We start from the raw sequence: 26044 nt of genomic DNA on the forward strand, positions 1-26044 counted from the left end.
ACTGGAAGCAGTTTCACTTATCGCGAGCGTTTCCTCTATGAATTACGACGTCATCGATACCCAGATTGCCCCGGAAGGGCAGCTAGAAGTTCTATCCAAAGCCGAAGTCGCCAAGCTGCGCGACAACAGTCAAGGCGGTTTGTATAACCTGTTTCGTAATTGTTCCCTGGCGGTGCTCAACAGCGGCAATGCCATGGATGATGGCAAGGAACTGCTGGAGCGTTTCAAGAGTTTTGAAATCAGCATCATCCAGCGCGAGCGCGGCATCAAGCTCGACATCAAGGGTGCCCCGGCTTCCGCATTTGTCGACGGGCAGATGATCAAGGGCATCCGTGAGCAACTGTTCGCCGTGCTGCGCGACGTGATTTTTGTCAGCAACGAGATACAGGATGATCCGCGTTTCGATCTCTCGACCACCGAGGGAACCACCGATGCCGTGTTTCATATCCTGCGCAACGCCAACGTGCTCAAGCCGCTGATCAGTCCCAACCTGGTCGTTTGCTGGGGCGGTCACTCGATTTCGCGCACCGAATACGAATACACCAAAAAGGTCGGTTACCAGCTCGGCCTGCGCGCCATGGATGTCTGCACGGGCTGCGGTCCGGGCGCCATGAAGGGGCCGATGAAAGGCGCCACCATCGGCCATGCCAAGCAGCGCATTTCCGGCGGACGCTATCTCGGCATTACCGAGCCGGGCATCATCGCCGCCGAAGCGCCGAACCCGATTGTCAATGATCTGGTGATCCTGCCGGATATCGAGAAACGGCTGGAAGCATTCGTGCGGCTGGGCCACGGCATCGTGGTATTTCCTGGTGGCGCAGGCACGGCAGAGGAAATCCTTTACTTGTTGGGCATCTTGCTGCATCCGGATAATGCTGAACTGCCTTTCCCGCTGGTTTTCACGGGGCCGCACAGTGCTGCTCCGTATTTCGAGCAAATCGATCGCTTCATCAGCGACACCCTGGGCAGTGAGGCACGCCAGCGTTATCAAGTGATCATCGACGATCCGGTAGAAGTCGCGCGGCAAATGCAGGCGGGGATCAAGCGCGTCCGCGAGTATCGCAAGGAAAAGGCCGATGCGTATTACTTCAACTGGCGCCTGAGAATCGATCGCGAGTTTCAAAAGCCTTTTCTGCCCACGCATGAAAACATGCGCAACCTGAAGCTGCAGCGCCAGCAGGCGACACATCTGCTGGCGGCAAATTTGCGGCGCGCATTTTCTGGCGTCGTAGCCGGCAACGTCAAGGAACAAGGCATCCTGGCAATTGAAAAACATGGGCCATTCGAAATCCATGGCGATCCGGACATCATGGCTTCCATGGATGCGCTGCTGACCTCGTTCGTCGACCAGCACCGCATGAAGCTGCCGGGCAAGAAATACATTCCCTGCTATCGCATCATCAAATAAGGTCACACCTGGTATGTCGCCGCGCGTACTGCTGCTGGAACTGTTTCAGGCGGCGGTTGCTGCGGCACAGCCTGCCTTGCGCATTCCGCCGTTTCTTCCTCCTCCGCCCCGCGGACGCACGATCGTGGTCGGCGCCGGCAAGGCTGCCGCGCATATGGCCGCTGCGCTGGAAGCCGCGTGGCGGGGGTCTCTGCAAGGCGTGGTGGTGACTAGGTACGGACACGCCGTGCCTTGCCGCCACATTCGTGTATTGGAAGCCGCGCATCCGATTCCCGACCAGAACAGCCTTGCGGCAGCCAGGGAAATGCGTCGGCAAGTCAGCGGCTTGACGAAAGATGATCTCGTCATCGCCTTGATCTCCGGCGGCGGTTCCGCCTTGCTGGCCGAGCCCGTGCCAGGCATCAGCCTGGAAGACAAGCAGCAGGTGACGCAGGCGATGTTTCGGGCTGGCGCCACGATTCGCGAGCTTAACCGCGTGCGCCAAGCCTTATCGCTGATAAAAGGCGGCGGGCTTGCGGCTGCGGCTTATCCGGCACAGGTGTTGACCCTGGCGATTTCCGACGTGCCGGGAGATGATCCGGCCTTCATTGCCTCTGGCCCTACCGTGCCGCCGCCCGAAGCCGACATGACGCCTGCCGACATCATCGCCAATCTTGGCGTGCGCCTGCCTGCCCATGTGGAGAAGGCGCTTGCCCGGCACGTCTCGCGCTCGCCACAAGACTTTTCCCATTGCCATACCGAGCTGATCGCCACGCCCATGCAAAGCCTGCTAGCTGCAGCAGAAAAGGCCCGCGCGTTTGGCGTGACGCCATTGATCCTGTCCGACTGCATCGAGGCTGAAGCCAGAGAAGCGGCGCTGGTGCATGCCGGGATCGTGCAAAGCGTGCGACGTCATGGCTTGCCGATGGCGCCGCCAGTGGTGATCCTTTCGGGCGGGGAGTGCAAGGTCACGATCGGCGATGCCGGCGCGGGCAGGGGTGGGCGCAATACCGAGTTTTTGCTGGCCCTGGGGCTCGCGCTGCGGGAAGAAAAAAATATTCATGCCATCGCCTGTGACACCGACGGCATCGATGGGAGTGAAGACAATGCCGGCGCATTGTGGCTGCCGGACAGTCTGGAGCGTGCGCGTCAGGCGGGGATCGATCCGGCACAGCACCTGGCGAAGCATGACAGCTACTCGGCTTTCGCCGCCCTTGGGGATCTGGTCATGACCGGGCCGACTCAGACCAATGTCAATGACTTCAGGGCCATGCTGATTCAGTAAATGTTCCCGGCTGCGGTCGCGCCAGCATGGTCTTTCGCGAACCAGGAATCAGCCCTGCAGGGCAGGCGTTACATCAGGTAATGCAAGTCCGAATCTTTTATCTTCAGTTCGCGCGCTTCCTCGATCTTGCGGCGCAGCTCGTTGCGCTTGCGATTGATGGCGGCATGCTGTTCGGCAGTCATGGGCGGAGCAGTCATTAATTCTTTCAGCTTGGCTGTATGAGTGTAGTTGTTTTTGCTCTTGCTGAAACGATCCATGCGCAACTCTCCGAAATGGCAAAGGATGGTGCTGACAGGTTATAAATCTATAGGATTAAAAACATTGTCAGTGAAAATGCTTTCTTTATTGCATAAAAAATCCCCTAGCATTGTGCACTAAAACAAGCGTACTTTCATGAGATTTCGCAATCCCCTAAATCTATAGGCGTCGATCCAACAACAGAGAAAGTGAGCCGCATGAAAGAGCCAGAAAATATGCTCGTATCTAGGTTCTAGCCTCACGAAGGGCCGCATTCCAAGGGACATGACAAGGAATATATTTCATGGCTGTTTCTGTCTAAGTCCAGAACGAGTTCTGTCCGAAAAACGGTTGTCGCCACGAACAATTTGACGACCTGAAACATTGAGGATTGTCAATATCGTAGTTTTGCCAGTAATTACGATCTACTGCGGCAAATCAAGCGATTAACTCAGTGAAATTAATGCCAAAACGTCGGAAAACGGGCAGAAAATGAACTAACTGAGGCAGTGCTGGTTACAATATTGAATCTTTTGCGTTTGGTGTTTCGGGTAATAAAAAATAGTGGATTGGTTACCGCATACATTAGGCCAAGAGACGTAAATCCTAACCAACTGAATAGGCTATTTGCCGCATAAAGGAAGTGAAATGAAAGACGTCGTAATTGTCGCAGCTCAAAGAACCGCGGTCGGTAAGTTTGGTGGCTCTCTGGCGAAAATTCCTGCTGCCGAATTGGGCGCGCATGTCATCAAGGGCTTGCTGGCCAAGACTGGTGTATCTGCCGACAAGATCAGCGAAGTCATCATGGGTCAGGTCTTGACCGCCGGCGTCGGCCAGAATCCTGCGCGCCAGGCGCTGATCCGCGCCGGCATTCCCGACATGGTGCCGGCAATGACCATCAACAAAGTCTGCGGCAGCGGCCTGAAAGCCGTCTCGCTGGCAGCCCAGGCCATCATGTGCGGCGACGCTTCCATCGTCATCGCCGGCGGCCAGGAAAACATGAGCGCCTCGCCGCATGTGCTGAACAATTCCCGCGACGGTTTCCGCATGGGCGACGCCAAGCTGGTCGACACCATGATCGTCGATGGCTTGTGGGACGTCTATAACAACTACCACATGGGCGTGACGGCGGAAAACGTCGCCAAGAAATACGAGATCTCGCGCCAAGAACAGGACGAGTTTGCCGTCGCTTCGCAAAACAAGGCGGAAGCCGCACGCAATGCCGGCAAGTTCAAGGATGAAATCCTGCCGCTCGAAATCCCGCAAAAGAAGGGCAGCATCGTCTTCGACACCGATGAATACATCAAGGATGGCGTGACCCTGGAAGGCATTTCCGGCTTGCGCCCGGCCTTCGACAAGGCTGGCACCGTGACCGCTGCCAACGCATCCGGCATCAACGATGGCGCCGCTGCCGTCATGCTGATGAGCGCCGACATGGCCAAGGAACTGGGCCTGACGCCGCTGGCGAAGATCAAGGCATATTCCTCGGCAGGCGTCGATCCGACCATCATGGGCATGGGCCCGGTGCCGGCCACGCAGCTGTGCCTGAAGAAGGCGGGCTGGACGCATCAGGATGTCGACCTGATGGAAATTAACGAAGCATTCGCGGCGCAAGCCATCGGCGTGAACCGTGAAATGGGTTGGGATACCAGCAAGATCAACGTCAACGGCGGTGCTATCGCAATCGGTCACCCGATCGGTGCATCGGGTTGCCGCATTTTGGTGACGCTGCTGCATGAAATGGTCAAGCGCGATGCCAAGCGCGGCTTGGCCAGCCTGTGCATCGGCGGCGGTATGGGTGTTGCGCTGGCGGTCGAACGGTAATCTGCTGTTGCAGTAGCGTGCCGGCAGGACTGGCATGGTGTGGCATAAACCATGCTTTGTTTCCTGCTGGCGCGATTGCCGTCCTGGCCGTAGCGCTTTTATTAGTTTTTCGCTAGAGGATAGGACATGGCACGTATAGCATTGGTGACCGGCGGCATGGGCGGTCTGGGCGAGGCAATCTGCATCAAGATGGCAGCCCTTCAATATCAGGTAATTACCACTTACTCCCCCGGTAATACGCGAGCGTCCGAATGGTTGGACACCATGGCGCAGCAAGGCTACAACTTCCGAGCGTATCCCTGCGATGTCACCAGCTACGAGTCAGCGCAAGAGTGCATCAAACAGATAGAGCGGGATGTGCGCCCGGTAGACGTACTGGTGAATAATGCGGGCATCACGCGCGACATGACTTTTAAGAAGATGGAAAAGGTCGACTGGGATGCAGTCATCCGCACCAATCTCGATTCCATCTTCAATATGACCAAGCCGGTATGCGACGGCATGGTGGAGCGCGGCTGGGGCCGCATCATCAACATCTCTTCCGTCAATGGCCAGAAAGGCGCGTTCGGCCAGACCAACTATTCAGCCGCAAAAGCCGGCATGCATGGCTTCACCAAGGCGCTGGCGCTGGAAGTGGCGAGAAAAGGCGTGACGGTCAATACCATTTCGCCGGGCTATATCGGCACCAAGATGGTGATGGCGATTCCACAGGAAGTGCTGGATTCCAAGATCATCCCGCAGATTCCCATGGGCCGCCTGGGTAAGCCGGAAGAAGTCGCTGGACTCGTCGCCTATCTGGCGTCGGAAGAAGCGGCTTTCGTTACCGGCGCCAACATCGCCATCAATGGCGGACAGCACATGTATTAAACCCAGTTTGCATGCCTCGTGCGGCATGTGAGTAAACTGGTGGCGTTCATGTAAAAAGCGGCCGATGCATCTTGCATCCGGCCGTTTTTTTGTCGCGACTGTCTTACTGTTTTACCCAGCTCGTCAGTCGAGGCTGGGAAGATACGCGGAATTCGATGTTGGTAATGCCGATGGAACCGGCAGGGCCACTGACGAAATTGTGGCCCGGCTTCACCGGAAATAAAAAATTATCGCGGATGAAAATGTCGGTATGGCAGTTGGCGCTGGCATTGTATAGCTGGTTTTTGATTTCCTGCCAAACCTCATCCGTAATCCAGCCATATAGAAAGAGCTGGTTGGGATAAAGCTTGCTATCGGAATCCAGATAGCCTTTCTGATTTTCCTGCAGAACCGGATGCGGAGGCGGGCACTGGCCAACCGAAAGATCGATCCAGCCGTCAGTCAAGGCATAAGATTCTTCGCTCTGATACGCCCCATCTTTCAATAGTAGCTGCCATTTGCAACTCAGCTCGATGCGTTTTTCAAGGCCGCATTTCTCCGTCCACAAGGAATGCCCATCGCTCACGGTAAGTTGCGTGCGAATGACCTGGCCGATCAGCGCCGGCTCGAATTTGCGGATTTCATCGATGTTTTCATGCATATTCCAGAAGAACCACTTGGTGCGTTCGATATCGCCCATGCTTTCCAGATCGGCGATGGTCCTGACGCCATAGGGTTCAATCGTGCGGATCACGTCCTTGCGCAGCTTTTCATTGATATCGTCGAGTTCGCGTTGCACTTTGAGAGAGGGCATATGTTGTTCCATCGGCAGCTCCGGTGAAATCAGTGCTTCAAGGCATAATTTCAAAAATAGAAAATGATTAGAACGCAAATTGTCAAAGCAGTTTCGTGCAAGTGCACATCCCTGCATGCAATGAGCATAAAGAAGGACTGCCGATAACAAGGCATAGGAGGAAGGCGGCTCCGGCTTGAGGAAAACGCAAAGGGACGAAAAGGAGAGCCCAGGCCGGCGCCCTGGAGAAAAAGTGCGTCAGCCGGTTCTGAATTTCAATTGGACTTCAGGCTGGAGGGCATGACTTCCAGCCAGTTTTTTTGATTGGAGAGAAGCTCCAGCAGCTTGGCGAGCGGGACCGGGCGGCTGAAGTAAAAGCCTTGGTATTCATCGCAACCGAACTGGCGCAAGGCTTCCGCCTGTTCGCGCTTTTCCACCCCTTCAGCGACGACACGCATGCCCATGGAATGCGCCATGGCGATAATGGCCTGCGTGATCGCGGTATCGTTGGGACCGGTCGGAATATCCTGGATAAATGAGCGATCGATCTTCAGGCTATAGACGGGAAAGCGCTTGAGATAAGCCAGCGAAGAATAGCCCGTGCCGAAGTCGTCGATATCCAGGCGAATGCCCATGGCGCGCAAGCGGTTCATGATCTCCACCGCCTGCTCCGGGTTGTCCATCACCATGCTTTCCGTGATTTCCAGTTGCAGCAAATCGGCGTCCAGTGCGGTCTGATCCAGCAAGTGCTGCACCGTGTCCGGGAAATTGCTGTCGCCAAGCTGTCTTGCCGACAGGTTGACTGCCACGCGCACCGCATGGGGACTGGCCGCGTTGATCGTCTTGGCATCCTCGCAGGCCAGTCGCAGGATGTGCTTGGACAGCGGAATGATCAGCCGCGTCTCTTCTGCCAGCGGAATGAAATGCTGCGGCGGCAGCAAGCCCAGTTCGGGGTGCTTCCAGCGCACCAGGGCTTCGACACCGTTGATGCGGCCGGTATAGACATCGACCTTGGGCTGGTAATACAGCTCCAGCTCATGGCTATCGATGGCGCGGCGCAATTGCGATTCCAGCGCCAGGCGTTCCACCGAGTGCGTGTTTTTGCTGGCCGAATAAAAGCGGTAGGCATTCTTGCCATCGCCCTTGGCCCGGTACATGGCGATATCGGAGTTCTTCAGCAGAGCCATGGCATCGCTGCCATCGTCCGGATACAGCGCGATGCCGATACTGGCGGACAAGTGGCATTCCTGGCCATCGACATAGAATGGCCGTGCCGCTTCTTCGAGAATTTTTTCCGCGACATTGGCGGCCACCTCGCCATCGACCACTTCTTCGATCAGGACATAGAATTCATCGCCGCCCATGCGCGCGACCGTATCGTTCTCGCGCAGGCAGCTGCGCATGCGCTCGGCAAATTCCTGCAACGCCTGGTCGCCGGCGCTATGGCCGAAAGTGTCGTTGATGTTCTTGAAGCGGTCCAGATCGACAAACATGACGGCCAGCTTTTGCTGGCGGCGGTGCGCCACTTTCATGGCGTGATTCAGGATCTGGTTGAAGAGAGCGCGATTGGGCAAGGCCGTCATCTCGTCGTAATGCGCCAGATAACGAATGCGGTCTTCGGTTTCCTTGTTTTCGATCGCGATGCCTGCCAGGTTCGTGGCGATTTCCACGACTTGCCAATCCTTCTGGCTGGGCGCTTGCGTGTCGCGGTAATACAGGGATAGCGCACCCATTACCTTGTTGTTCTTGCCGAAGATCGGCCACGACGAGCAAGCCTTGAATCCCTGCGCCAGGGCCTTGTCGCGCCACATGATCCATAACGGGTCATTGGCGATATCCTCGACCTGCACAGCCTGGCGGCGGAATACTGCGGTTCCTGCCGAGCAGTGGCAAGGGCCAACCGCCAGTCCCGTCATGGCATCGACAAAATCGCGCGGCAGGGCTGGCGCGACCATTACGTGCAGGTGGGTGCGTTCCGCATTCAATAGCTGGATGGCGCACTTGGCCCGCTCGGACTGGTCTTCGATCAGGCGGGTCAGCGTGGCAAGGATATCCGGGAGCGCTTCATCGCCGGCGATCATGCCGAGAATTTCATTCTGTGTGCTTTGCAGTGCCTCGGCGAGTTTACGGGCGCTGATGTCGCGCATGACAACCTGCACCGCGGGCGCGCCCAGGTAAATGAACTTGGAACCGGAAGCTTCGGCGTGGAATGGCGTGCCATCGATCTTGAGCCACATTTCCTCGACTTGGCCGGTGGCCAGTTCGCCCATCGGCAGGGCAAGCGCACGCTTTTTACTGATTTCCTTGTAATCCGGATGCATGAATGGCCGCACCCGCTGGCCCAGCAATTCGCTGGCATCGCGCGCGCCGAACAATTGCACGCATGCCTGGTTCAGCAAGACGAACTTGCCGTGCTGGTGCACGAAAATCGCTTCCGGCGATAAATCGATCAGTTGCCGGTACCGCGCTTCGCTATCGGCGAGAATGGCCTGGCTTTGCTTCCATTCCGAAATGTCGCGCATGTAAGCGGTAAACACCTGCCGCTCGCCGAGCGTGATTGGCGCCACGGCCACTTCGACCGGGAAGTGCATGCCTTTTGCATCCATGGCCCACAATTCGATACGGCGCTTTTGAAAGGGGCTGTCGCTGTTATTGAGCAGATCAGCCATCCCTTGCTGAAATAGTTCATGCGAGGTTGGCGTCAGCAGGCGCTCGGCGAGTGGCTGGCCAATGACATCGGTGCGGGTATGACCAAAGGTGCGTTCCGCTGCCGGATTGAAATCGATAATGTAGCCCTGATCGTCGAATGAAATGATGCAATCGAGCGAGGCCTGGAGAATGGCATTTTTGAGGTTTTCGCTATCCGCAAGCGCTGCCTCGACTTGTGCGCGTTTGAGCTGCTGTTCGAAATTATCCAGGGCGAAGGAAATTTCATTCGCCATTTCTTCCAGCAGCTCTATGAGTTCCTGATCGAAAAACTCCCGCTCTTCAGCGTACAGCAGCAACGCGCCGATGACCTCGCCATTCTGGCGGAAGGGGAAGCTGCCAACCGAGCGGAACCCGACATTGTTTGCCATGGTGATCCAGTCCGGATGAAAACCCATGGCGAGAAAGTCGTTGCAAATGCTGGGGCGCTGTTCGCGGATCGAGATGCCGCCCGGCCCCTGGCCCTCCAGTGAATCCGGATCAGTGGAAATGCGGGCCATCGGCTCCTGAGGGAATTGCGTGCCGTGCCCCGCCACCGGCACGAGTTCGTGCGCTTCCTCGTCAACCAGGCGGATCATCGCCATCTGAAAGCCGCCATGCTCGACGGCGATGCGGCAAATGGCATTGAACAAATCCTGGCGGGTATTCGCGTGAAGGATCGCGTGATTGGTTTGCCTGAGGGCGGCATACAGGTTACGCAGCCTGCCGATATGGTCTTCGTGGATTTTATGGGCGGTGATGTCGGTTAACACGCCAACTGCGCGCATGGCCTGACCCAGCGCGTCACGTTCCGCTACTTGTCCGGACAAATTGACCCATCGCCAGCCGATTTCATTATCCCGGAGGCGCAAGTCCATTTGCACGCTTGCCGTGGGCTGCGTCGCTTTGCCATGCAGGAGGATGGTCCACTGTTCCTTAACGAGCGCCAGGTCATCTTCGTGAATCAAGGCATGGAAGGCAGAAGCGTGCGTTGTCGCCTGAAGTGGGATGTGCGCAAAACAGGGAGGAAGTCTGCTGTCGAACTGCAAAAGGTTTGCCGCAATGTTCCAGTCGAATACCACATGACCACCGCTGTTGAGCGCCAGGCGCAGCGGATCGTTAATCGTCTCAGAGGCTGGATTCATTGGTCTACCGCTAAAGGGCGCCAGCATGCGCCTTCATTATTATTTGTTCACCATACCCATCCTATTGTTGGTATATGGAAACTTATTGCGTTATCTCAAGCTATTGAACGATTATAACCAAACGATTCTTGAAATAGATCATGTCTGCCTGGTATTGGCAGAATGGAGACAACGGCAAGAAAGGTCTTGCCGATTTTGCGTGTCTGGTGTTACAGCTGGCGCGCGGCAAAGGTGTTGCAATCCTCCAGCCGGCCGCTTTGCAAGCCGCGGCTGAACCAGCGGCTGCGCTGCGCCGAAGTGCCATGGGTGAAGGAATCGGGCACGACATGTCCCTGTGACTGCCGTTGCAGCGCATCGTCGCCGATTGCCGTGGCTGCGCGCAGCGCTCCTTCCACATCGCCTTGCTCGATGATGCCGCGCGCCTGGTTGGCATGGTGAGCCCAGACGCCGGCATAGCAGTCGGCCTGCAGTTCGACGCGCACCGACAGGGCATTGGCCTGCGCTTGGGACATGCGGCTGCGCGCCTGCTGCGCTTTTTCATCCACGCCGGTCAGGTGCTGGATATGATGGCCGACTTCATGCGCAATGACGTAAGCCTGGGCAAATTCGCTATCGACCCGGAAGCGATCGCGCATCAACTGGAAAAAGCTGAGGTCCAGGTAAACCTTTTGGTCGGCAGGGCAATAAAACGGCCCGGTGGCAGACTGGCCGGTGCCGCAGGCGGTCGGTGTGCGGCCGGCAAACAAGACCAGGGTCGGGGGCGCATAGCGGGCGCCTTCGGCACGGAACAATTCCGTCCAGGTGTCTTCCGTGTCGGCCAGCACGGTCCGCACGAAGCGCGTTTCGGTGTCATTGGCAGGCGTGCCGTTCTGCGTCTGCTGGACCGGCGCCACTTGTCCGCCGCTCATCATGTCGATGACGGTGAGCGGATTGACGCCGAACAGGAAGGAAGCGACAAGCGCTATAACGATCGTGCCAAGGCCGATGGAGCGGCCGCCAAAGCCAAAGCCGCCTCCGCCGCCGCGGCGGTCTTCCACGTTATCGCTTTCCCGGTTGCCTTCCCATCTCATCGATGTCTCCCGCGATTGTCTTAGTCCACCAGAATGCGCACGTCGTCCACCTGGACTATCTGGCCGCCATGGATCTTGCAGGTTTTCCGGCTCTCGCTCTGGCCGTCGACCTTGACTGCGCCGGAAGCGACCAGCATCTTGCCGGCGCCGCCGCTGTCACACAAGCCAGCCAGTTTCAGCAACTGGTTCAGCTCGATATAGTCGCCTTTCAGGGCGAAATGAATTTCCTGCATAGTGTTCTCAATGCTGATAGGTTTGGCGAATCAAAGCAAGGCAGCGCAGCACTGCCACGCTGTCTCTCGTCAAGCTATTGACCGTTCTGTAAGGTTTGACGCGCTTTATCGAGCCAAGTTGCCAAATGCGCATGCAAATCTTCTTGGCTGAACGAGCAGCTTTCTTCTGTGAAAAGACTGCCAGCTTCCAGGCGACCAAGCAAATCCTCCAGCACTTGCGCATAGCGAGGCGGTAAAGCGCTCAGCATGGGAGTGGCGGCGCGCCATTGCGTACAGAATGCCGCAATACTGATTTGCCGCTGGCGTAGTGCCTCTAACGATTCATGTAGCGTTTGCAGTGAAGCCTCGTAAGGCATAAGACGGGAACCTTTGGGTTGAAAGAAATGAATTATCAAGGCTGGCGCGTCAGCGCTACCTTGAGAATATAGGCAAAGACCGCCAGGGCAGCCAGGAAAGCGGCGATACGGACTTGCTTGGTTTTACCGCGTTTCAGCGCAATGGTGCCGAGCACGATATACGCAATAAGTACCAGGACTTTCGCGGTAAGCCAGTTCTGCACGAAAGGATACTGGCCGCTCCAAAACACCATGACCAGCGCGCTGCCCAGCAGTGCCGTATCGATCACGTGCGGCACGATTTTTACCCATTTGCGCTGCAATAAACTCGAATCTTGCAGCATCCAGATGCCGCGCAGAAGAAACAACATGCCGCTCAGCAGGGCGCAGGTGACATGCAAATGTTTAACGGCGAGATAGCTCATGGGCGAATGCGGCTGGAGCGCCGCCTGGTGTTTGTTGTTTTGGAGATGCCATTGTAGCGTGAATGTTTTGAAAGCTACATTTACTGGCAGCAATGGTGCTGCGCAGAACGGATTGTTACGCCAGAATGACCTGATTGCGCCCGGCGTGTTTGGCTCGATAGAGGGCCGTATCGGCGCTGGCGATTAGCGCTTGCGCATCCTGCCCGGGGGCCAGGCTGGCCACGCCGAACGACGCCGTGATGTGTGGCAGGGGCTTGTGCATGTCGGAGAAAAACACCGTGCCACGCAAACTTTCGCACAAGCGCTGCGCGACGCCGGCGCCGGCCTTGCTGTGCGTGTTCGGCAAAATCACCAGCAACTCTTCGCCGCCATAGCGTACGCCGAAATCGCTGGGACGCAGCGTATCGGTGACCACTTTCGCGGCCAGGCGCAAGACGTCGTCGCCAGCCTGATGTCCATACTCGTCATTGAATTTCTTGAAGTGGTCGATATCCAGCAGGATGACTGACAAGGGGTGGCCCGTCATGCGGGCTTGCTCGAGCAGCGACGGCATATTCTGCTCCAGCCAGGTCCGGTTCTGCATGCCGGTGAGGCCATCCACCTCGGATAGCTGGCGATAGAACTCGCCGACACGGTGCCGCCGGCGCAATTGAGCATTCACGGCACGCACGCGAAACGAGAGCAGTCGCAGAAGATTGCGGGCGACGCCATTGGATTGGTCGATGATTTGCCACAGTAACGCGGCCTCGATTGCCAGCACGTCGGAATCCTGGAGCGCATGGATCGTGGCTGGTTGCGCCTGCTGGTCCAGGACCGTTAATTCTCCTACGCACTCGCCCGGCAGAAGCTGTACGCTGGTGCCGTCGGCCAGGCCGCCCTGCATGTCAGGATGGCTGGCACGGAGCGCGCCGCGAAGCAGGATGAACAGGCGCGCACCGGAGCTGCTGGTGTCCAGGACGGTTTCCCCAGCCGTGACCCGCAGCACCGGGCAACCTGCCAGTAAGCGCGCCAGTGAAGAGTCAGCGACATCCTGAAACAGTTGGAGCTCACCGATCATGTAGCCGGAGTCGGCGAAGGTGCTTAACAGTTCCAATCTGTTTCCTTAGGGGCTGAAGAAAAATGCGCTGTAAATCCGGGAGGGCAGCCAAAATGGCATTATGCCAACACTGCATCGGTGCGCAATGGGGCCGGCAATCAAAAAGCGACAAGTGTTGTATCCGAATGCAGTTATTATGCTTATGCCAACCACCTGCACGACAGCTCTGCCACTTCAATTACCAATAAAGGATGTAGTCATGCGCAAGACCGCCGTTTCGATATTGATTTGCTGCGCCGCCTCAGTTCAAGGGGCGTGGGCCACAGGACAGATGAGGCCGGGGCTGTGGGAAATGTCGATGAAATCGGATGCTTTCAAAGCCATACCGAAAATGTCGCCGCAACAGATGGAGCAAATGCGCAAGATGGGTGTCAACGTTCCGAAAATGGAGGATGGCGCCATGGTGACCAAGGTCTGCATCACCAAAGAAATGGCGGCACGTGATCAGCCACCGATCGAGCGTAACGAAGCCGGCTGCCAGCCCAGGAATTTTCAGCGCAGCGGCAATACCTATAGCAGCGACATCGTTTGCGACGGCGCCGGCATGAAAGGAATGGGCAAGGTCAACGGCAGCTTCGCCGGCGATACCAGCTTCACCTCGGTGTACGATTTCAAGGGTACGGCCTACGGCCAGCCGGTGACGCAGCACTCGGAAAACAGCGGCAAGTGGCTGGCCGCCGATTGCGGCAGCGTCAAGCCCGTGGCGGAAATGAAGCCCGCCAAATAAGCCGGAAAGCGCGCCATTCCGCAAGCTGCAACTCAGTTTGTCTCCGCCGTTTCATGATCATGCACGGGGCGTGGCGCGCCGACGGTCCAGTCATGCAGCACCGAGTAGCCGACTGCCAGCATGGTTGGGCCGATAAAGACCCCCAAAAAGCCAAAGGCGATGGCGCCGCCCAGCACACCCAGCAACACTACGATAAACGGCAAGCCGCCGCCCTTGCTGATCATGAGCGGCTTGATGACATTGTCCACGCTGCCGACTATGAGCGCATTCCACAGTACGAGGAAGATGGCCCAGCCGAGCGCATCCTGCGTGTAGAGCCAGATGGCTGCCGGCACCCAGATGATTCCCGGCCCCATCGGGATCACGGACAGGAAAAAGGTCGCAAGAATCCAGATCGCCGCGCCAGGCACGCCAGCCAGCCAGTATCCGAGACCGGCAAGCACCGCCTGCACCAGCGCCGTGCCAAGGATGCCGTAGACCACTCCCTTTACCGTGCCGCCTGCCAGTTGCAGAAGGTGAGGCCCGCGCTCGCCGGCGATGCGTTGTATGCCGCCCATCAGCCATTCCACGGCCACATGGCCGCCGATATAGAAGAAAAAAGAAAATATGATGCTCAACACCAGTTGCAAAAGACCGGCGCCGGTAGCCGCCCCCAGGGTCAACAGCCATTGACCCAGCGGCGCCGCCAGCCGGTTGCGCACGAATTCGGCGATTCCTGCTCCGCCTTGCAGCAGGTCATTCCAGATTTCCTGGATACGTGCCCCAACCAAAGGCAGGCTGGCGACCCAATCAGGCAAAGGCGGCACGCCGCGCTCAATCAGCTTGGTAGCGATAGCTCGTACTTCATCGGCTTGCTGCGCCAGTCCGAACATGGCCACAGCTAGCGGCCCCACGCCGCATAAGAGAGCCAGCACCACCATGACTGCAGCCGGGACGATGCGCTGGCCACGGAACAGGGCAACGAGACGCATGTAGATCGGCCAGGTACAAAAGCTGATGATGGCAGCCCACAACAGCGGGGCAAAAAATGGCGCCAGGATGTAGAGACAGCCACCGACCAAGGCAACCATGGCGGCGACAGCGACCAGGCGTTCAATCAACCTCTCATTTTTCTGCATGGCTACGTTTTAGAGGCAAAACTGTAACTGTGCAGGATGCCTGTCAAGCTGGCAAGCAAGAATGAATGATTTGGTGCAATCCTGCGATTTCTTCATTGTTTTTTATTCATTTGTTTGTGCATTGCTACAAATTGCCGGGGCCGCATGGGTGTTTGCGCTAAGCATTTGCTTGTAATCAATGTGGCGCACTGCACAATTAGATACGTTTAAGAAGTTTAACGAGAATTATTCGAGGAACTTTTTAATACGCAAGAAGTCTTGTTGTATCAACAATGGCATAAAAGCTATTGAGGTCAACTGCAGATTTATTTTTAAGAGGAAATCATGGCTGAACACGCTCTCTCATCGCAGGAAAGCTATAACCCGAATCACTTACTTGACTTCCTGCTCGAAAAAATGTCGCTTAAAAATGACGCTGCCCTGTCACGCAAGCTTGAGGTTGCGCCTCCGGTCATCAGCAAGATCCGTCATCGTCGCTTGCCGATCGGCGCATCCCTGCTCATTCGCATGCACGAAGTCACCGGCATGAGCATTCGTGATCTGCGTGACCTGATGGGGGACCGCCGCACGAAATATCGTTTGAGCGATGCGCAAGGAAAACCGAAACCCGCTGAAACCACGGCAAACGCCCAGCCGCAGCAGCATCAGTCCGGATCCATGCATCACTAAGGCGACTGGGCGTAATATGGGCTCAGTTCATGCATTACGGAAATAACGCGACGTTGCTCACTGCTGTATCGTCAGGGCGCATTGTGAACTAATGCCGCTCATGAAGTGGGTAATGTTGCGTTTATATAATGTTCTGCATCAGAACTCATCATCCATTCAATACGTCCGGAGAGGTTTTAATTGGCAAATGCCTGTCCATCCACTGAGCCGATCCAGCCACTATGATTTTATTCAGTCAATCTGAATGAAATTTACCGGTAATGTGGAATACGGCAGCACAATGATCTTCGATGGATTATCGCTCGATGCAGAGCAGCTTGTGGCTGACAATTTATTCGCCTCTCGAAAAGTAATGTCGATATGGTCTGGATTGAAGTAGCGCACGACAGATGTAATCTGCACTTCGCGGCATGGCATTTGCGGACCAAGGAATATGCCGGCCACCATGCTTTGGGAGAAATTAACGCCCGGTAAAGACGGAGAGGGCGATAGTCCAGCAGTATGTTCTCGCCATAAGGCATCCCAATTTGATACGTCGCGCACAACGACCAGGCGACGATCGCCGATGGATGTGGGGAGGACCGGGATAATTTCCTGAAAAGAGAGGTCTTGCGCGCTGTGGTCGGATGAGTCATCGAAGTACACAAACGAAAGCGATACGCCGCCACACCCTGCCAACGCCGCAAAGACAAGTCCTGCTATCCAAGAGCGAGGGGCATGGTTGAACACGATCGGACCGCAAGAATCTGTAGTGATATTGGCTGAATGATTGTGTATGCAAACGCACAGCATTCCGTTTGCTTCATCGCCGGTTGGGTTACTCCTGCAAGAATTGTAGTACCTTTTACGCCACGTGTTGTTCCCGACGCTGATGCCATTGCACCAGCAGAGAAATTGGTCGTTACGCTTGCTTACGGCAGGCCGCTTGTGCCCAGATGGTATCCATTTCCGAAATATGCGAAGCAAACCATGGCGGCAAGAGGGGAAGAATCTTGCGCCCGAGGTTGCAGTCGCCAGCCATGACGCGCGATTGAGCGTGGTGCAGCAAGCGAAGGAGTTGGGCATGCTCGGCCCGGTGTTCCTGGACGACGCGGACATCCATATCTGCCATCCATTGCTCTTCATTGGCGAAGTCGCGCTCGAGTTCATCGACAAATTTCGGATAACGAAGGCTGAATTGTGCGTCGGATGCGACCGTCATCGCATCCAGCTCAGAAAATAATTGAGGATAAAGCTGTTTGATTTTTGCCTCATCCAGCGCGCCTGCCGATGGAATGCCGTAAGCTTGCATAAAGCTACCCCTGTATAAATGCATCAATCCCTGGTGAAACCGCTCTGATAAAGTGTTTCAGAGGAAAGTGTAGTTAAGATAGATATGAGGCTGTACTGTAATTGCCAGTACAAGAGAAGTATTGATTCGGGTCAAAACAGCTGCGGCAGGGCAAGCGATGATGTGAATTACTGCAATCATGAAATTGTAGTGCGAGCTTAGTTATGTAATAGATGGAGAAACAGTCATGACCCGCCCTGATACTCTTTTTGAAGCCGCCAGCTATGATCTGAACAAGTTCATAGAGAGGCGAGTTGCTGATCGTCGTGCAATGCAGCGTGATTCGGCTGATAGACGCAAACAAAACAGGAATGTGGAACAACCCGAAAATGCTTTCCAAAAGGAAACGCCTTCATCTCATTAACCTTCACAGTCACGTTTCCTTAACACGGAATAAACGCCGATGAAGTTATGTAAGTAAGTGAAACCATCCTTTGTCCATTTCCGTCGAATAGATATTCCACTTGCGGACGGATATGGCGATGGGGCTGCCAGAGCAAAAAACACTGGTGAAAATTGCCGCCGATGAGGCTTACCTCGAAGGCATGCTTGAGTTGCCGTCTCATGTCACTGGATTGATTCTGTTTGCGCACGGTAGTGGCAGCAGTCGATTAAGTCCGCGCAACAATTATGTCGCGAGCGTGTTGCGCGATGCGGGTCTCGGCACATTACTGCTGGATTTGCTCACTCCGGGCGAAGATCGGCATTATGAAACCCGCTTCGATATCTCCCTATTAACCAGACGCCTGGAATTGGCACTGACCTGGATACGGCAGTTGCCGTCACCGCTGGCGACGCTGCCGGTCGGCCTGTTTGGCGCGAGTACCGGGGCTGCCTCTGCATTGCGCCTTGCTGCGCTCATGCCGGGCATCGTGGGCGCTGTCGTCAGCCGCGGTGGACGTGCCGATATGGCAGGGGCCGATATCCTACGGCAGGTTCGTGCGCCGACGCTGCTTCTGGTGGGCGGGCTTGACGATGTCGTCATTGAACTTAACAAGGCGGCCTATGAGCAAATGCAATGCGAACGCCAATTACATATTGTCCCGGATGCCACGCATTTGTTTGAAGAGGCAGGTGCTCTGGAAAATGTTGCGCAACTGGCTACCGAATGGTTTTTAAAGCATCTTGCGCCGGCTAAAAAATCTTAATTTTCGCTCGATCTGTTGTGAGAATCATGCATTTATTGCCCGAATCTTCACGAACCCAAACCTCGTAATCACGAAACTTCTGCATTTCCTGTTGCAGGCAATTTCCATGCGGTATGATTTGGACTTGTCTGAGGTGGATGTGCATGTTGATAACGAATTTGTCGGGTCTGTGGGGGATGAGCTTGCAGCGTTGGATGAAGACGCAGCAGAAACACAATAAAAAACTTGTCAAACTTCTTCTGAAGAATTCAACAACCCTTCCTTCCGCAGTTCCAGGCGTTTCGACGCGTCGTAAGGTGCTTCCACTGCTGGCGACATCCATGCTGACAGGCCGGCAGTCAGCCACAGCCTCGCAACCGGCAGGTCAGTGGTTAAAGTTCAACCATCCGCTCACGGTACTGGAAAGCGGCCGCTCGGGCGGCGGCATGGACTATTGGCTTTATCTGCCTCAGCGCGCCGATATGGCGCGTTTGCCTCTGGTGGTCATGCTGCATGGTTGCGCACAGACGGCGCCGCAATTTGCGCAAAGCACCGGCATGAACCGGTTAGCCGACAAGGAAGGCTTCGCCGTGCTCTATCCTCAACAGATTGCGCGAAACCATGCGGGCCGCTGCTGGCGCTGGTACAACCCGGAAGTGCGTGAAGGTGAAGCAGAGACTGCCGCGATCGCCTCGATCATTAATCAAGTCGCGGAGCGATACGCGCTGGATCGCAGCCGGATTTACATCGCCGGTATTTCAGCCGGCGCTGCCATGGCCAATATCGTCGCGCTCACTCATCCACAACTGATAGCGGCAGTCGGCATGCATTCCGGTGTGGCTTTCGGCGCTGCGCAAACGCCTATGGAAGGGTATGCCTTGATGCAGCAGGGGGCGGAACAGGATATGCATCAAGCCGTACGCGCTGCCGCCAGCAAGATGGGGCAGTTGCCGCTGATGCCCGCCGTCCTGATTCATGGGCGGGAAGACAGTATTGTGCATCCGGTTAATCTTGCGCATCTGGCTGAGCAATTTCGCGAGCTTCATCATCTGGCGGGCTATGCCCGTGAAAACATGACACTCAAGATTACCGAGAAGCAGGCTACTCGACGCAGCGGCCGGTCTTACAAGAATTGCGAGTATTACTTCGGTAGAAAACGTCTCTTGCAGGTTTGCGAAATCAGCGAGTTGGGACATGCCTGGAGTGGCGGTGATGCCTCGGTTAATTTCAGCGATGGCTGTGGCCCGAACGCCAGCCGGATGATGTGGGAATTCTTTCGCAGGCATCATCGCGCGGCAGAAGCGCTCACGAGCCATCCGGCTCCTGACGTATCTGAAGTTGAGCGTATACAAGCTGGACTTGTATAAGTACGCAGTTATTCCTTCCTGACGCATTCAATTTAATAAAGCCAGCTCGCATCGCTGGCTGATCAAGGCGCTTCGCCTGGCAATGCATATAATGGCAACGCTCTCTGCCTGATATGCCATCCTGAGATGAAGCCTCGCCACTCGTCTAGCAATGCCCGGCTATCGCGCGCAATTTTTCATGCGCTGTCGCCGGTATTGCTGCTGTCTGCCTGCAGCGGCAAGCCCGACAATTTCTTTCCCGGTTATATAGAAGCAGATTATGTGAGGCTTGCCGCGCCGGTGGGAGGCGCCTTGGTCAAGCTGCATGTCGAACGTGGCGCGCAGGTATCGCGTAACGATCCCGCTTTTATGCTGGAGTCGGATGAGGAGCGCGCCGCTGTCTGGGAAGCGTCGTCACGTGTCGCGCGTGCCGAAGCACAATTGAATGACCTCCGCAAAGGCAAGCGTCCGGATGAAGTCGCCGCAGTCGCAGCGCAGCTCGAGCAGGCACGGGCAGCGCAAGCCTTGTCGGCAGCCAGCCTGGCGAGAGAAAAACAGTTGGCATCGGCCCGGTTCGTCTCTCCCTCGCGCATCGATGAAGCGCAAGCCGCGCTCGATCGCGATGCGGCACGGGTGCGCGAGTTACAGGCACAGTTGCGCGTCGCCAAACTGGGGGCGCGCAGCGATGAGATTGCGGCAGCCCAGCAAGAGTTGCAGGCGGCGCAAGCGCAACTGGCCCAGGTCAACTGGCGACTGGAACAAAAGACGCAGCGTATCCCGGTCGATGCCGAAGTCGCCGATGTGCTTTACCGGGAAGGCGAACTGGTGCCGGTTGGAAGCCCGGTCGTCAGCCTGCTGGCGCCGCAATATCTCAAGGCGCGCTTCTTTGTGCCGGAAACTATGGTGGGCAAGCTGTTTTTGGGGCAGGAAGTCAATCTGCGCTGCGATGGTTGCGGTGCGCCGATTGCGGCAAAGTTGAGCTTCATCGCTCGCGAGGCGCAATACACTTCTCCGCTTATTTACAGCAAGGAAAATCGCGCCACGCTGGTATTCCTGATCGAGGCCCGGCCAGCATCAAAGGATGCGGCGCGCCTGCATCCTGGACAACCGCTGGAAGTGCGACTTGGAACTGTAGAAAGATTTGGGCCATGACTGCGGCAACCAGTGAGACAGTGATCGAAGTGTGCGGCCTGACCAAGCGCTATGGCAGCCGCATCGTAGTCGACCGCATCGATATGCGCGTCGCCAGGGGGCGCATCTTTGGGTTCCTTGGGCCAAATGGCAGCGGCAAGACCACGACGATCCGCATGCTGTGCGGCTTGCTGACACCGGATGAGGGAGAGGGGCAATGCCTCGGCTACGACATCCGCAGGCAATCCCGCCTGATCAAGCGCGCAGTCGGCTATATGACGCAAAGCTTTGGCCTGTATCTTGATCTGAGCATCGAGGAAAACCTGGATTTCATCGCCCGCGTGTACGAGGTTCCAGAGCGGACGCGTCGGATCGCCGAGTTGCTGGAAAAGATGGGGCTCGCGCAGCGGCGCACGCAATTGGCGGGCGCCTTGTCGGGCGGCTGGAAACAACGTCTTGCGCTGGCGGCCTGCCTATTGCATGAACCGAAGCTGCTCTTGCTGGATGAGCCGACCGCCGGCGTCGACCCGCAGGCACGGCGCGAATTCTGGGACCAGTTGCATGATTTGGCAGCTGAAGGCTTGACCGTGCTGGTATCCACGCATTACATGGATGAAGCCGAGCGCTGCAACGAGCTGGCTTATATATCCAGCGGACGTTTGCTGGCGCAGGGCACGCCGCAGCAATTGATCGATGACGCCCATCTGGCGACCTGTGAAATCAGCGGCGCCGGCCTCGCGCCGCTGGCACGCCTGCTGCGCAGCCATCCTGCCGTGCGCAGCGTGGCATTTTTCGGCAATGTGCTGCACGTGAGCGCGGCATCGGCTGCACAGCTGGATGAGGCGCTGGCGACTTTTCGTGGCCACGACATTGCCGTGCATCGCGTGAATGCCAGCCTGGAAGATGTGTTCATCGCCTTGATGCGCAACGACGGCGGCCAGCGCACCGGAGCATCGCCATGAGCTGGGCACGCCTGCTTGCTGTTCTGGTCAAGGAGTTTCGCCAGATCCGGCGCGATCATCTGACATTCGCCATGATGGTCGGCGTGCCGATCATCCAGCTGGTGCTGTTTGGCTATGCCATCAATACCGATCCCAAACATCTGCCAATGGCGGTGGTGGCAGCGGACCATAGCGAGTTCAGCCGCAGCCTGATGGCCGGTCTTGAGACTTCCGGCTACTTTCGCCTTACCCGTCATGCGGCGAGTGAAAGCGAAGCGAATCGATTGCTGGAGCGCGGCGAAGTGCAATTTGTGCTGGTGATTCCTCCGGATTTTTCAAGGCGTCTGTTGCGTGGCGAACGGCCGCAGATTTTGCTGGCAGCCGATGCGACTGATCCCGCCGCCGGCGGCAATGCGCTCGCCGCACTCAATGCCATATCCCGGCAGGCGCTAGCGCTAGACCTGGGCGGGGCGCTGGCCTACTTGCGCCCGGGCGAGCTGCCTTACGAGATCCGCGTGCAGCGGCGATACAACCCTGAAGGCCTGTCACGCTACAACATCGTGCCAGGCTTGATCGGCGTGATCCTGACCATGACCATGGTGATGATGACCGGGTTGGCGATGACACGCGAGCGCGAGCGCGGTACCATGGAAAATCTTCTGGCTACGCCGGTGCGGCCGCTCGAAGTCATGATCGGCAAGATCGCGCCTTATATCCTGATCGGTTATGTGCAGGTCGGCGTGGTACTCATTGCAGCGCGCCTGTTGTTCGACGTGCCCATGCTCGGCAGCCTGGCGTTGCTATCGGTGGCGCTGGTACTCTTCATGGCGGCCAACCTGGCGGTGGGCTTCACTTTTTCCACGATCGCCGCCAGCCAGTTGCAGGCGATGCAGCTCACGTTCTTCTTCTTTTTGCCATCGATGCTGCTATCCGGCTTCATGTTTCCATTCCGCGGCATGCCAGAGTGGGCGCAGATCATCGGTGAAATCCTGCCGCTCACGCACTTCCTGCGCATCGTGCGCGGCATTCTACTGAAGGGGAACGAGCTGGCAGACATCCTGCCGGAGCTGTGGCCGATTGCCTTGTTCATGCTGACAGCAGGCGGGGTGGCGCTGGCGCGCTACCGGCAGACGCTCGATTGACTGGCCCGGCAATTACATCGTCTGGCAAATCTTGTGGACCTGTTCGCGGACCCAACGGCAAACCGTATCCTGATGATTACGTTCCGGCCAATATTGGCGAATGGTCGGTGTCGGCAAGGCGATGGGCGAAGCAAGCACCTGCAATCCCAGATGAGGCGGAATCAATCTGAGCAGGCGGCGTGGCATCGTGGCGATGCAATCCGTCGCATCGATGATGAAAGGCAGCGCCAGGAAGCTGGGCACGACGACATGGATCTGCCGCCGGAATCCATGCGGCTGGCATGCCTGGTCGATCCAGGAGGCGTGTGCCGCACGCACGGCCAGGCCAACGTGGCGCGCCTCCTTGTACTGCTGCAGGCTTAATTGCCCCTGGATCGTCGGGTGGCCTCGGCGTGCGATACAGACGAATTCTTCGGTACACAAATCCTGATGCCGGAATTGTTCGTTCAATGGCGGAATCGCGCCGATCACCAAGTCCAATTCGCCGTCATTGAGCGCTGTGTGCAGGTTGAGGCGGTCATCCGGCACCACGCGTATCCGTAGCCTGGGTGCCTGTTCATCGACAACGCGGATCAGGGGCGCCAGGATCAGGCTCTCGCTGTAATCGCTCATCGCGATGCGCAAGCGGCGATCGGTATGCCGGATATCCTGGGCTGTTTGTACCTGCAGTGCGGTCTGCAACCCTTCCAGGGCGCGCTGGATAGGCTGGGCAATGGCATCGCTGTAAGCGGTCGCAGTCACGCCGTGGGTCTGGCGCACGAACAGCGGGTCGCCGGTATTCTGCCGCAGCCGGTTCAGCGCCTGACTGATGCCCGGCTGGCTCAAGCCAAGGCGGCGCGCCGCGCGCGACAGGCTACGTTCGCGATACACCGCATCGAATACCCGCAGCAGGTTCAAATCCAGCTTGTCGATATCCATTTTCTTATATCAGTTAATGGTTTTTGTTTATCGCCAAATATCATAACGCGGATTATGCTTTTGACATCAAAAATCCGGAGTGCATGAATGTCTGAACTTCCTCCTTTGCCGCGTTTGCGGGTAGTGCATCTGTTAGCGATAGCTGGTTTCTACTTTTGTTCAGGCGCTTTTCTGATGCAATTCCCGCGCATTATTCTGCGGCTTGGCGGCAGCGCGCAGGAAATCGGCTGGATATTGGCGCTGGGCCTGATCCCGGTGCTGTGCCTGGCCGGCGTGGTCGGCAACTGGAACCGCCAGCGTGGCGGTCGCTGGCCATTGGTGGTGGGCGCCTTGCTGGCGGCGCTAAGTAACGCGATGATGATCTGGGTCGAGCATGTCGGCGCAGGCATGCTGGCATTGCGCATGCTCTTTGCGGTCGGCCACGCGATGATATTCGGAACCTTGTTCGCCCAGGCGGCATTCGTGGCCGATCATCCGCTGCAGCGTGCCAAAGTGATTGGCTGGATGGCAGTCGTCATCCAGATCGGAAATGCGATTGGCAGCGTCATCGGTGAATATGCCTACCTGAAGGGGAATAACGCATTCTGGCTGGGGAGCGCGGGGATCGGACTCATCGTGGTCGTGCTTGGCGCCTGTTGGTCCACCAAGCCTGCAAACGAACACAGCACACAAACCCAAGCCGGCAGCAAGTCAGCGCAATGGCCGGCAGAGGTGTGGACGATCGCGGCAGTCGGCATGGCGTTCGCGGGGCTCTCGCAATTTCTGCCTGCATTCATTGACCATCTGAACCAGAGTGGCGCGGTCACGCAGCCGTTTGCCGCTGCCTGGTTTCTCACTCCGGCATTGCTGCTGGTTGCGCTGGTCCGTCTGGCGGGCGGGCATTTTGCCGCCGTGCTGCTGCGGCCATGGGTGCTGGGCGTTTGCCACTTGCTGCTGATGTTGACCATGCTGCTGGTGCCATGGATGCACACCCAGCAGCATGCCATGTTCCTGGGAATGATATTCGGTCTGAGTTATGGCTGGCTGTATCCGGCGCTGAGTGCGATGGCATTCGACCATGTGCCGGCGGAAGCGCGGGGCAGGGTGGCAGGCTGGCTGGTGGCGGCGTTCGAGGTGGGATTCCGCCTCAGTCCGATCGCCTTGGGTGCGCTCATTTCCCGCTTTGGCTACACCACCATGTTTGTCAGCCTGGTGCTGGCTTATGCGGGCATGCTGCTTGTCGCAAGACTGGTCGCAAGAACGAAATTGGTGCCGGTACCCGCGGCACTGTAAATTGACTGGAGTGGCGAGGATATGACCGACGAAAAAGGATTGGACGCGATGCTGCAGGATGTGAAGCTGCGCGTGGCATTGGAACAGGTCGATGCTGACTCATGGGAAGAATTGTGCCGCGCAGTGCCGCAAGACGCGGCGAAAGTCGTGCAGCTCTCGGTCGAGCGCCTGGGCGATGTCGTCGTTTCGCATTGCCTGGCGGCCGATGCTCCCCTGGGCAACCGCGCCGTCGCCCTCGGCCTGGCTGCGCCTTGTACCCGGGAACAGATTCAGATGCTGGCTGCCCGCTTCAAGAAAACCGGCATGCGCAATTTCGCCTTGCAGATCAGCCCGTATGCCAAGCCGGTAGAGCTAGAGCGGTGGCTGGCAGAAGCGAGCCTGGCTTTGCGTGGATATTCGGTCAAGCTCGTGCGCGGCAATACACCGCCGCCGGACAATCCAGGCGAAACGCGGCTGGTCACAATGGAAGACAAGACGCTGTTCGGCGAGGTATCCGCACGCGGTTTCGAGCGGCCACCCATCATCGCGCACTGGATGGCAGCGACAGTCGGATTTCCGCGCTGGCGCCATTATCTGGCATATAGCGATGGACAGGCAGCAGGAGCAGCCGCCATGTATATCGATGGCGATGTGGCATGGCTTGGTATCGGCTCGACCTTGCCTGAATATCGCCGGCGTGGCGTGCAACAGTCTCTCATCGCACGACGCATTGCGGACGGGCTGGAACTCGGAGTTCGCTACTTTGTTGCCGAGACAGCCAGCTTCAATGCCTCATGTGAGAATCTCATGCGTGCGGGATTTGCCTGCGCTTACGAACGGCCTCATTTCGGGTTGCCTGGCGCTACTCAAACTTGAGTTGGCAGCATCATCGGACTAGGCTGATTAAAGAAATTGTATGTCGATAATTTTTACAGTGTCGAATTAATTCTTGGCGGCAATAGTTAATAAGTGTGAACTATTTA

At 57.0% G+C, this 26044-nt stretch carries 26 protein-coding genes; 14 read left to right on the top strand and 12 right to left on the bottom strand.

The annotated features are described in order from the left end of the window. Nucleotides 1–37: 37 nt before the first annotated feature. A complete protein-coding gene (ppnN, locus tag EDC30_RS04495) occupies nucleotides 38–1408 on the top strand; it encodes a nucleotide 5'-monophosphate nucleosidase PpnN (RefSeq protein ID WP_132257594.1) in 1371 nt (456 codons plus the stop codon). A gap of 13 nt (nucleotides 1409–1421) precedes the next feature. Continuing rightward, complete coding sequence (locus EDC30_RS04500; protein ID WP_132257595.1) at nucleotides 1422–2672, top strand: glycerate kinase type-2 family protein; 1251 nt, start codon at nucleotides 1422–1424, stop codon at nucleotides 2670–2672. A 68-nt stretch (nucleotides 2673–2740) separates the two neighbouring features. On the opposite strand, the gene EDC30_RS04505 is transcribed toward EDC30_RS04500, so the two are convergent. Then, nucleotides 2741–2929 carry a hypothetical protein gene (locus tag EDC30_RS04505; RefSeq protein WP_132257596.1) on the bottom strand — a complete coding sequence of 63 codons (189 nt, stop codon included), beginning with the start codon at nucleotides 2927–2929 and terminating at the stop codon, nucleotides 2741–2743. Nucleotides 2930–3557: 628 nt separating this feature from the next. Between EDC30_RS04505 and EDC30_RS04510 the strand changes: the two genes are divergently transcribed. Together EDC30_RS04510 and phbB are read left to right on the top strand one after the other, a co-directional pair. Next, nucleotides 3558–4733, top strand: a complete 1176-nt coding sequence (locus tag EDC30_RS04510) for an acetyl-CoA C-acetyltransferase (protein ID WP_132257597.1) — start codon at nucleotides 3558–3560, stop codon at nucleotides 4731–4733. A 126-nt stretch (nucleotides 4734–4859) separates the two neighbouring features. Next, nucleotides 4860–5600: an acetoacetyl-CoA reductase gene (gene phbB / locus EDC30_RS04515; protein WP_132257598.1), complete on the top strand. Its 741-nt coding sequence runs from the start codon at nucleotides 4860–4862 to the stop codon at nucleotides 5598–5600. Between the two features lie 103 nt (nucleotides 5601–5703). Here the strand turns inward: phbB and EDC30_RS04520 are convergent, their stop codons facing one another. The 7 genes from EDC30_RS04520 to EDC30_RS04550 all read right to left on the bottom strand — a co-directional run bounded on the left by EDC30_RS04520 (nucleotide 5704) and on the right by EDC30_RS04550 (nucleotide 13358). After that, nucleotides 5704–6393 (bottom strand): hypothetical protein, encoded by a 690-nt coding sequence (locus EDC30_RS04520; protein ID WP_132257599.1) that lies wholly within the window; start codon nucleotides 6391–6393, stop codon nucleotides 5704–5706. A 254-nt stretch (nucleotides 6394–6647) separates the two neighbouring features. Continuing rightward, complete coding sequence (locus tag EDC30_RS04525) at nucleotides 6648–10202, bottom strand: EAL domain-containing protein (protein ID WP_165973727.1); 3555 nt, start codon at nucleotides 10200–10202, stop codon at nucleotides 6648–6650. 209 nt (nucleotides 10203–10411) lie between these two features. Next, nucleotides 10412–11272 (bottom strand): KPN_02809 family neutral zinc metallopeptidase, encoded by an 861-nt coding sequence (ypfJ, locus tag EDC30_RS04530; protein ID WP_132257601.1) that lies wholly within the window; start codon nucleotides 11270–11272, stop codon nucleotides 10412–10414. 20 nt (nucleotides 11273–11292) lie between these two features. Further along, nucleotides 11293–11505: an RNA-binding S4 domain-containing protein gene (locus EDC30_RS04535; RefSeq protein WP_132257602.1), complete on the bottom strand. Its 213-nt coding sequence runs from the start codon at nucleotides 11503–11505 to the stop codon at nucleotides 11293–11295. Between the two features lie 74 nt (nucleotides 11506–11579). Beyond that, nucleotides 11580–11861, bottom strand: coding sequence for a hypothetical protein (locus tag EDC30_RS04540; protein ID WP_132257603.1), 282 nt, complete (start codon nucleotides 11859–11861; stop codon nucleotides 11580–11582). Nucleotides 11862–11896: 35 nt separating this feature from the next. Further along, nucleotides 11897–12265: a SirB2 family protein gene (locus EDC30_RS04545; RefSeq protein WP_132257604.1), complete on the bottom strand. Its 369-nt coding sequence runs from the start codon at nucleotides 12263–12265 to the stop codon at nucleotides 11897–11899. 115 nt (nucleotides 12266–12380) lie between these two features. Further along, a complete protein-coding gene (locus tag EDC30_RS04550) occupies nucleotides 12381–13358 on the bottom strand; it encodes a GGDEF domain-containing protein (RefSeq protein WP_132257605.1) in 978 nt (325 codons plus the stop codon). Between the two features lie 274 nt (nucleotides 13359–13632). Between EDC30_RS04550 and EDC30_RS19425 the strand changes: the two genes are divergently transcribed. Beyond that, a complete protein-coding gene (locus tag EDC30_RS19425; protein WP_279389746.1) occupies nucleotides 13633–14088 on the top strand; it encodes a DUF3617 domain-containing protein in 456 nt (151 codons plus the stop codon). Nucleotides 14089–14120: 32 nt separating this feature from the next. Here EDC30_RS19425 and EDC30_RS04560 read toward each other — a convergent pair whose 3' ends face one another. Then, complete coding sequence (locus EDC30_RS04560) at nucleotides 14121–15206, bottom strand: AI-2E family transporter (protein WP_132257607.1); 1086 nt, start codon at nucleotides 15204–15206, stop codon at nucleotides 14121–14123. Nucleotides 15207–15530: 324 nt separating this feature from the next. Here EDC30_RS04560 and EDC30_RS04565 point away from each other — a divergent pair, with 324 nt between their 5' ends. Then, on the top strand, nucleotides 15531–15875 hold the full coding sequence (locus tag EDC30_RS04565) for a hypothetical protein (RefSeq protein WP_132257608.1): 345 nt from the start codon (nucleotides 15531–15533) through the stop codon (nucleotides 15873–15875). Between the two features lie 231 nt (nucleotides 15876–16106). On the opposite strand, the gene EDC30_RS04570 is transcribed toward EDC30_RS04565, so the two are convergent. Both EDC30_RS04570 and EDC30_RS04575 read right to left on the bottom strand, forming a co-directional pair. Then, entirely contained in the window at nucleotides 16107–16604 is a 498-nt protein-coding gene (locus EDC30_RS04570; protein ID WP_132257609.1) for a hypothetical protein, read from the bottom strand. A 172-nt stretch (nucleotides 16605–16776) separates the two neighbouring features. Beyond that, a complete protein-coding gene (locus EDC30_RS04575) occupies nucleotides 16777–17166 on the bottom strand; it encodes a hemerythrin domain-containing protein (RefSeq protein WP_132257610.1) in 390 nt (129 codons plus the stop codon). 226 nt (nucleotides 17167–17392) lie between these two features. Between EDC30_RS04575 and EDC30_RS19430 the strand changes: the two genes are divergently transcribed. The 6 genes from EDC30_RS19430 (at nucleotide 17393) to EDC30_RS04600 (ending at nucleotide 22892) form a co-directional block, all read left to right on the top strand. Next, complete coding sequence (locus EDC30_RS19430; RefSeq protein WP_165973729.1) at nucleotides 17393–17569, top strand: hypothetical protein; 177 nt, start codon at nucleotides 17393–17395, stop codon at nucleotides 17567–17569. 112 nt (nucleotides 17570–17681) lie between these two features. Beyond that, on the top strand, nucleotides 17682–18353 hold the full coding sequence (locus EDC30_RS04580) for a dienelactone hydrolase family protein (protein ID WP_341539860.1): 672 nt from the start codon (nucleotides 17682–17684) through the stop codon (nucleotides 18351–18353). A 320-nt stretch (nucleotides 18354–18673) separates the two neighbouring features. Then, nucleotides 18674–19699 (top strand): extracellular catalytic domain type 1 short-chain-length polyhydroxyalkanoate depolymerase, encoded by a 1026-nt coding sequence (locus tag EDC30_RS04585; protein WP_243656647.1) that lies wholly within the window; start codon nucleotides 18674–18676, stop codon nucleotides 19697–19699. A 126-nt stretch (nucleotides 19700–19825) separates the two neighbouring features. Beyond that, the gene (locus tag EDC30_RS04590) at nucleotides 19826–20830 is read left to right on the top strand and encodes an HlyD family secretion protein (RefSeq protein ID WP_132257611.1); all 1005 of its coding nucleotides are present in this window, start codon (nucleotides 19826–19828) and stop codon (nucleotides 20828–20830) included. Continuing rightward, complete coding sequence (locus tag EDC30_RS04595) at nucleotides 20827–21771, top strand: ABC transporter ATP-binding protein (RefSeq protein ID WP_132257612.1); 945 nt, start codon at nucleotides 20827–20829, stop codon at nucleotides 21769–21771. The genes EDC30_RS04590 and EDC30_RS04595 overlap by 4 nt, the downstream gene beginning before the upstream one ends. Continuing rightward, on the top strand, nucleotides 21768–22892 hold the full coding sequence (locus tag EDC30_RS04600; RefSeq protein ID WP_132257613.1) for an ABC transporter permease: 1125 nt from the start codon (nucleotides 21768–21770) through the stop codon (nucleotides 22890–22892). Before EDC30_RS04595 ends, EDC30_RS04600 begins: the two co-directional genes overlap by 4 nt. Nucleotides 22893–22904: 12 nt before the next feature. Here the strand turns inward: EDC30_RS04600 and EDC30_RS04605 are convergent, their stop codons facing one another. Further along, nucleotides 22905–23810 carry a LysR family transcriptional regulator gene (locus EDC30_RS04605; RefSeq protein ID WP_132257614.1) on the bottom strand — a complete coding sequence of 302 codons (906 nt, stop codon included), beginning with the start codon at nucleotides 23808–23810 and terminating at the stop codon, nucleotides 22905–22907. An 87-nt stretch (nucleotides 23811–23897) separates the two neighbouring features. Between EDC30_RS04605 and EDC30_RS04610 the strand changes: the two genes are divergently transcribed. Both EDC30_RS04610 and EDC30_RS04615 read left to right on the top strand, forming a co-directional pair. Beyond that, nucleotides 23898–25082, top strand: coding sequence for an MFS transporter (locus tag EDC30_RS04610; protein ID WP_132257615.1), 1185 nt, complete (start codon nucleotides 23898–23900; stop codon nucleotides 25080–25082). 21 nt (nucleotides 25083–25103) lie between these two features. Beyond that, nucleotides 25104–25937: a GNAT family N-acetyltransferase gene (locus EDC30_RS04615; RefSeq protein ID WP_132257616.1), complete on the top strand. Its 834-nt coding sequence runs from the start codon at nucleotides 25104–25106 to the stop codon at nucleotides 25935–25937. The last annotated feature ends 107 nt before the right edge of the window (nucleotides 25938–26044 follow it).

It is taken from the genome of Paucimonas lemoignei, assembly GCF_004342585.1.
Lineage (GTDB): Bacteria > Pseudomonadota > Gammaproteobacteria > Burkholderiales > Burkholderiaceae_D > Paucimonas > Paucimonas lemoignei.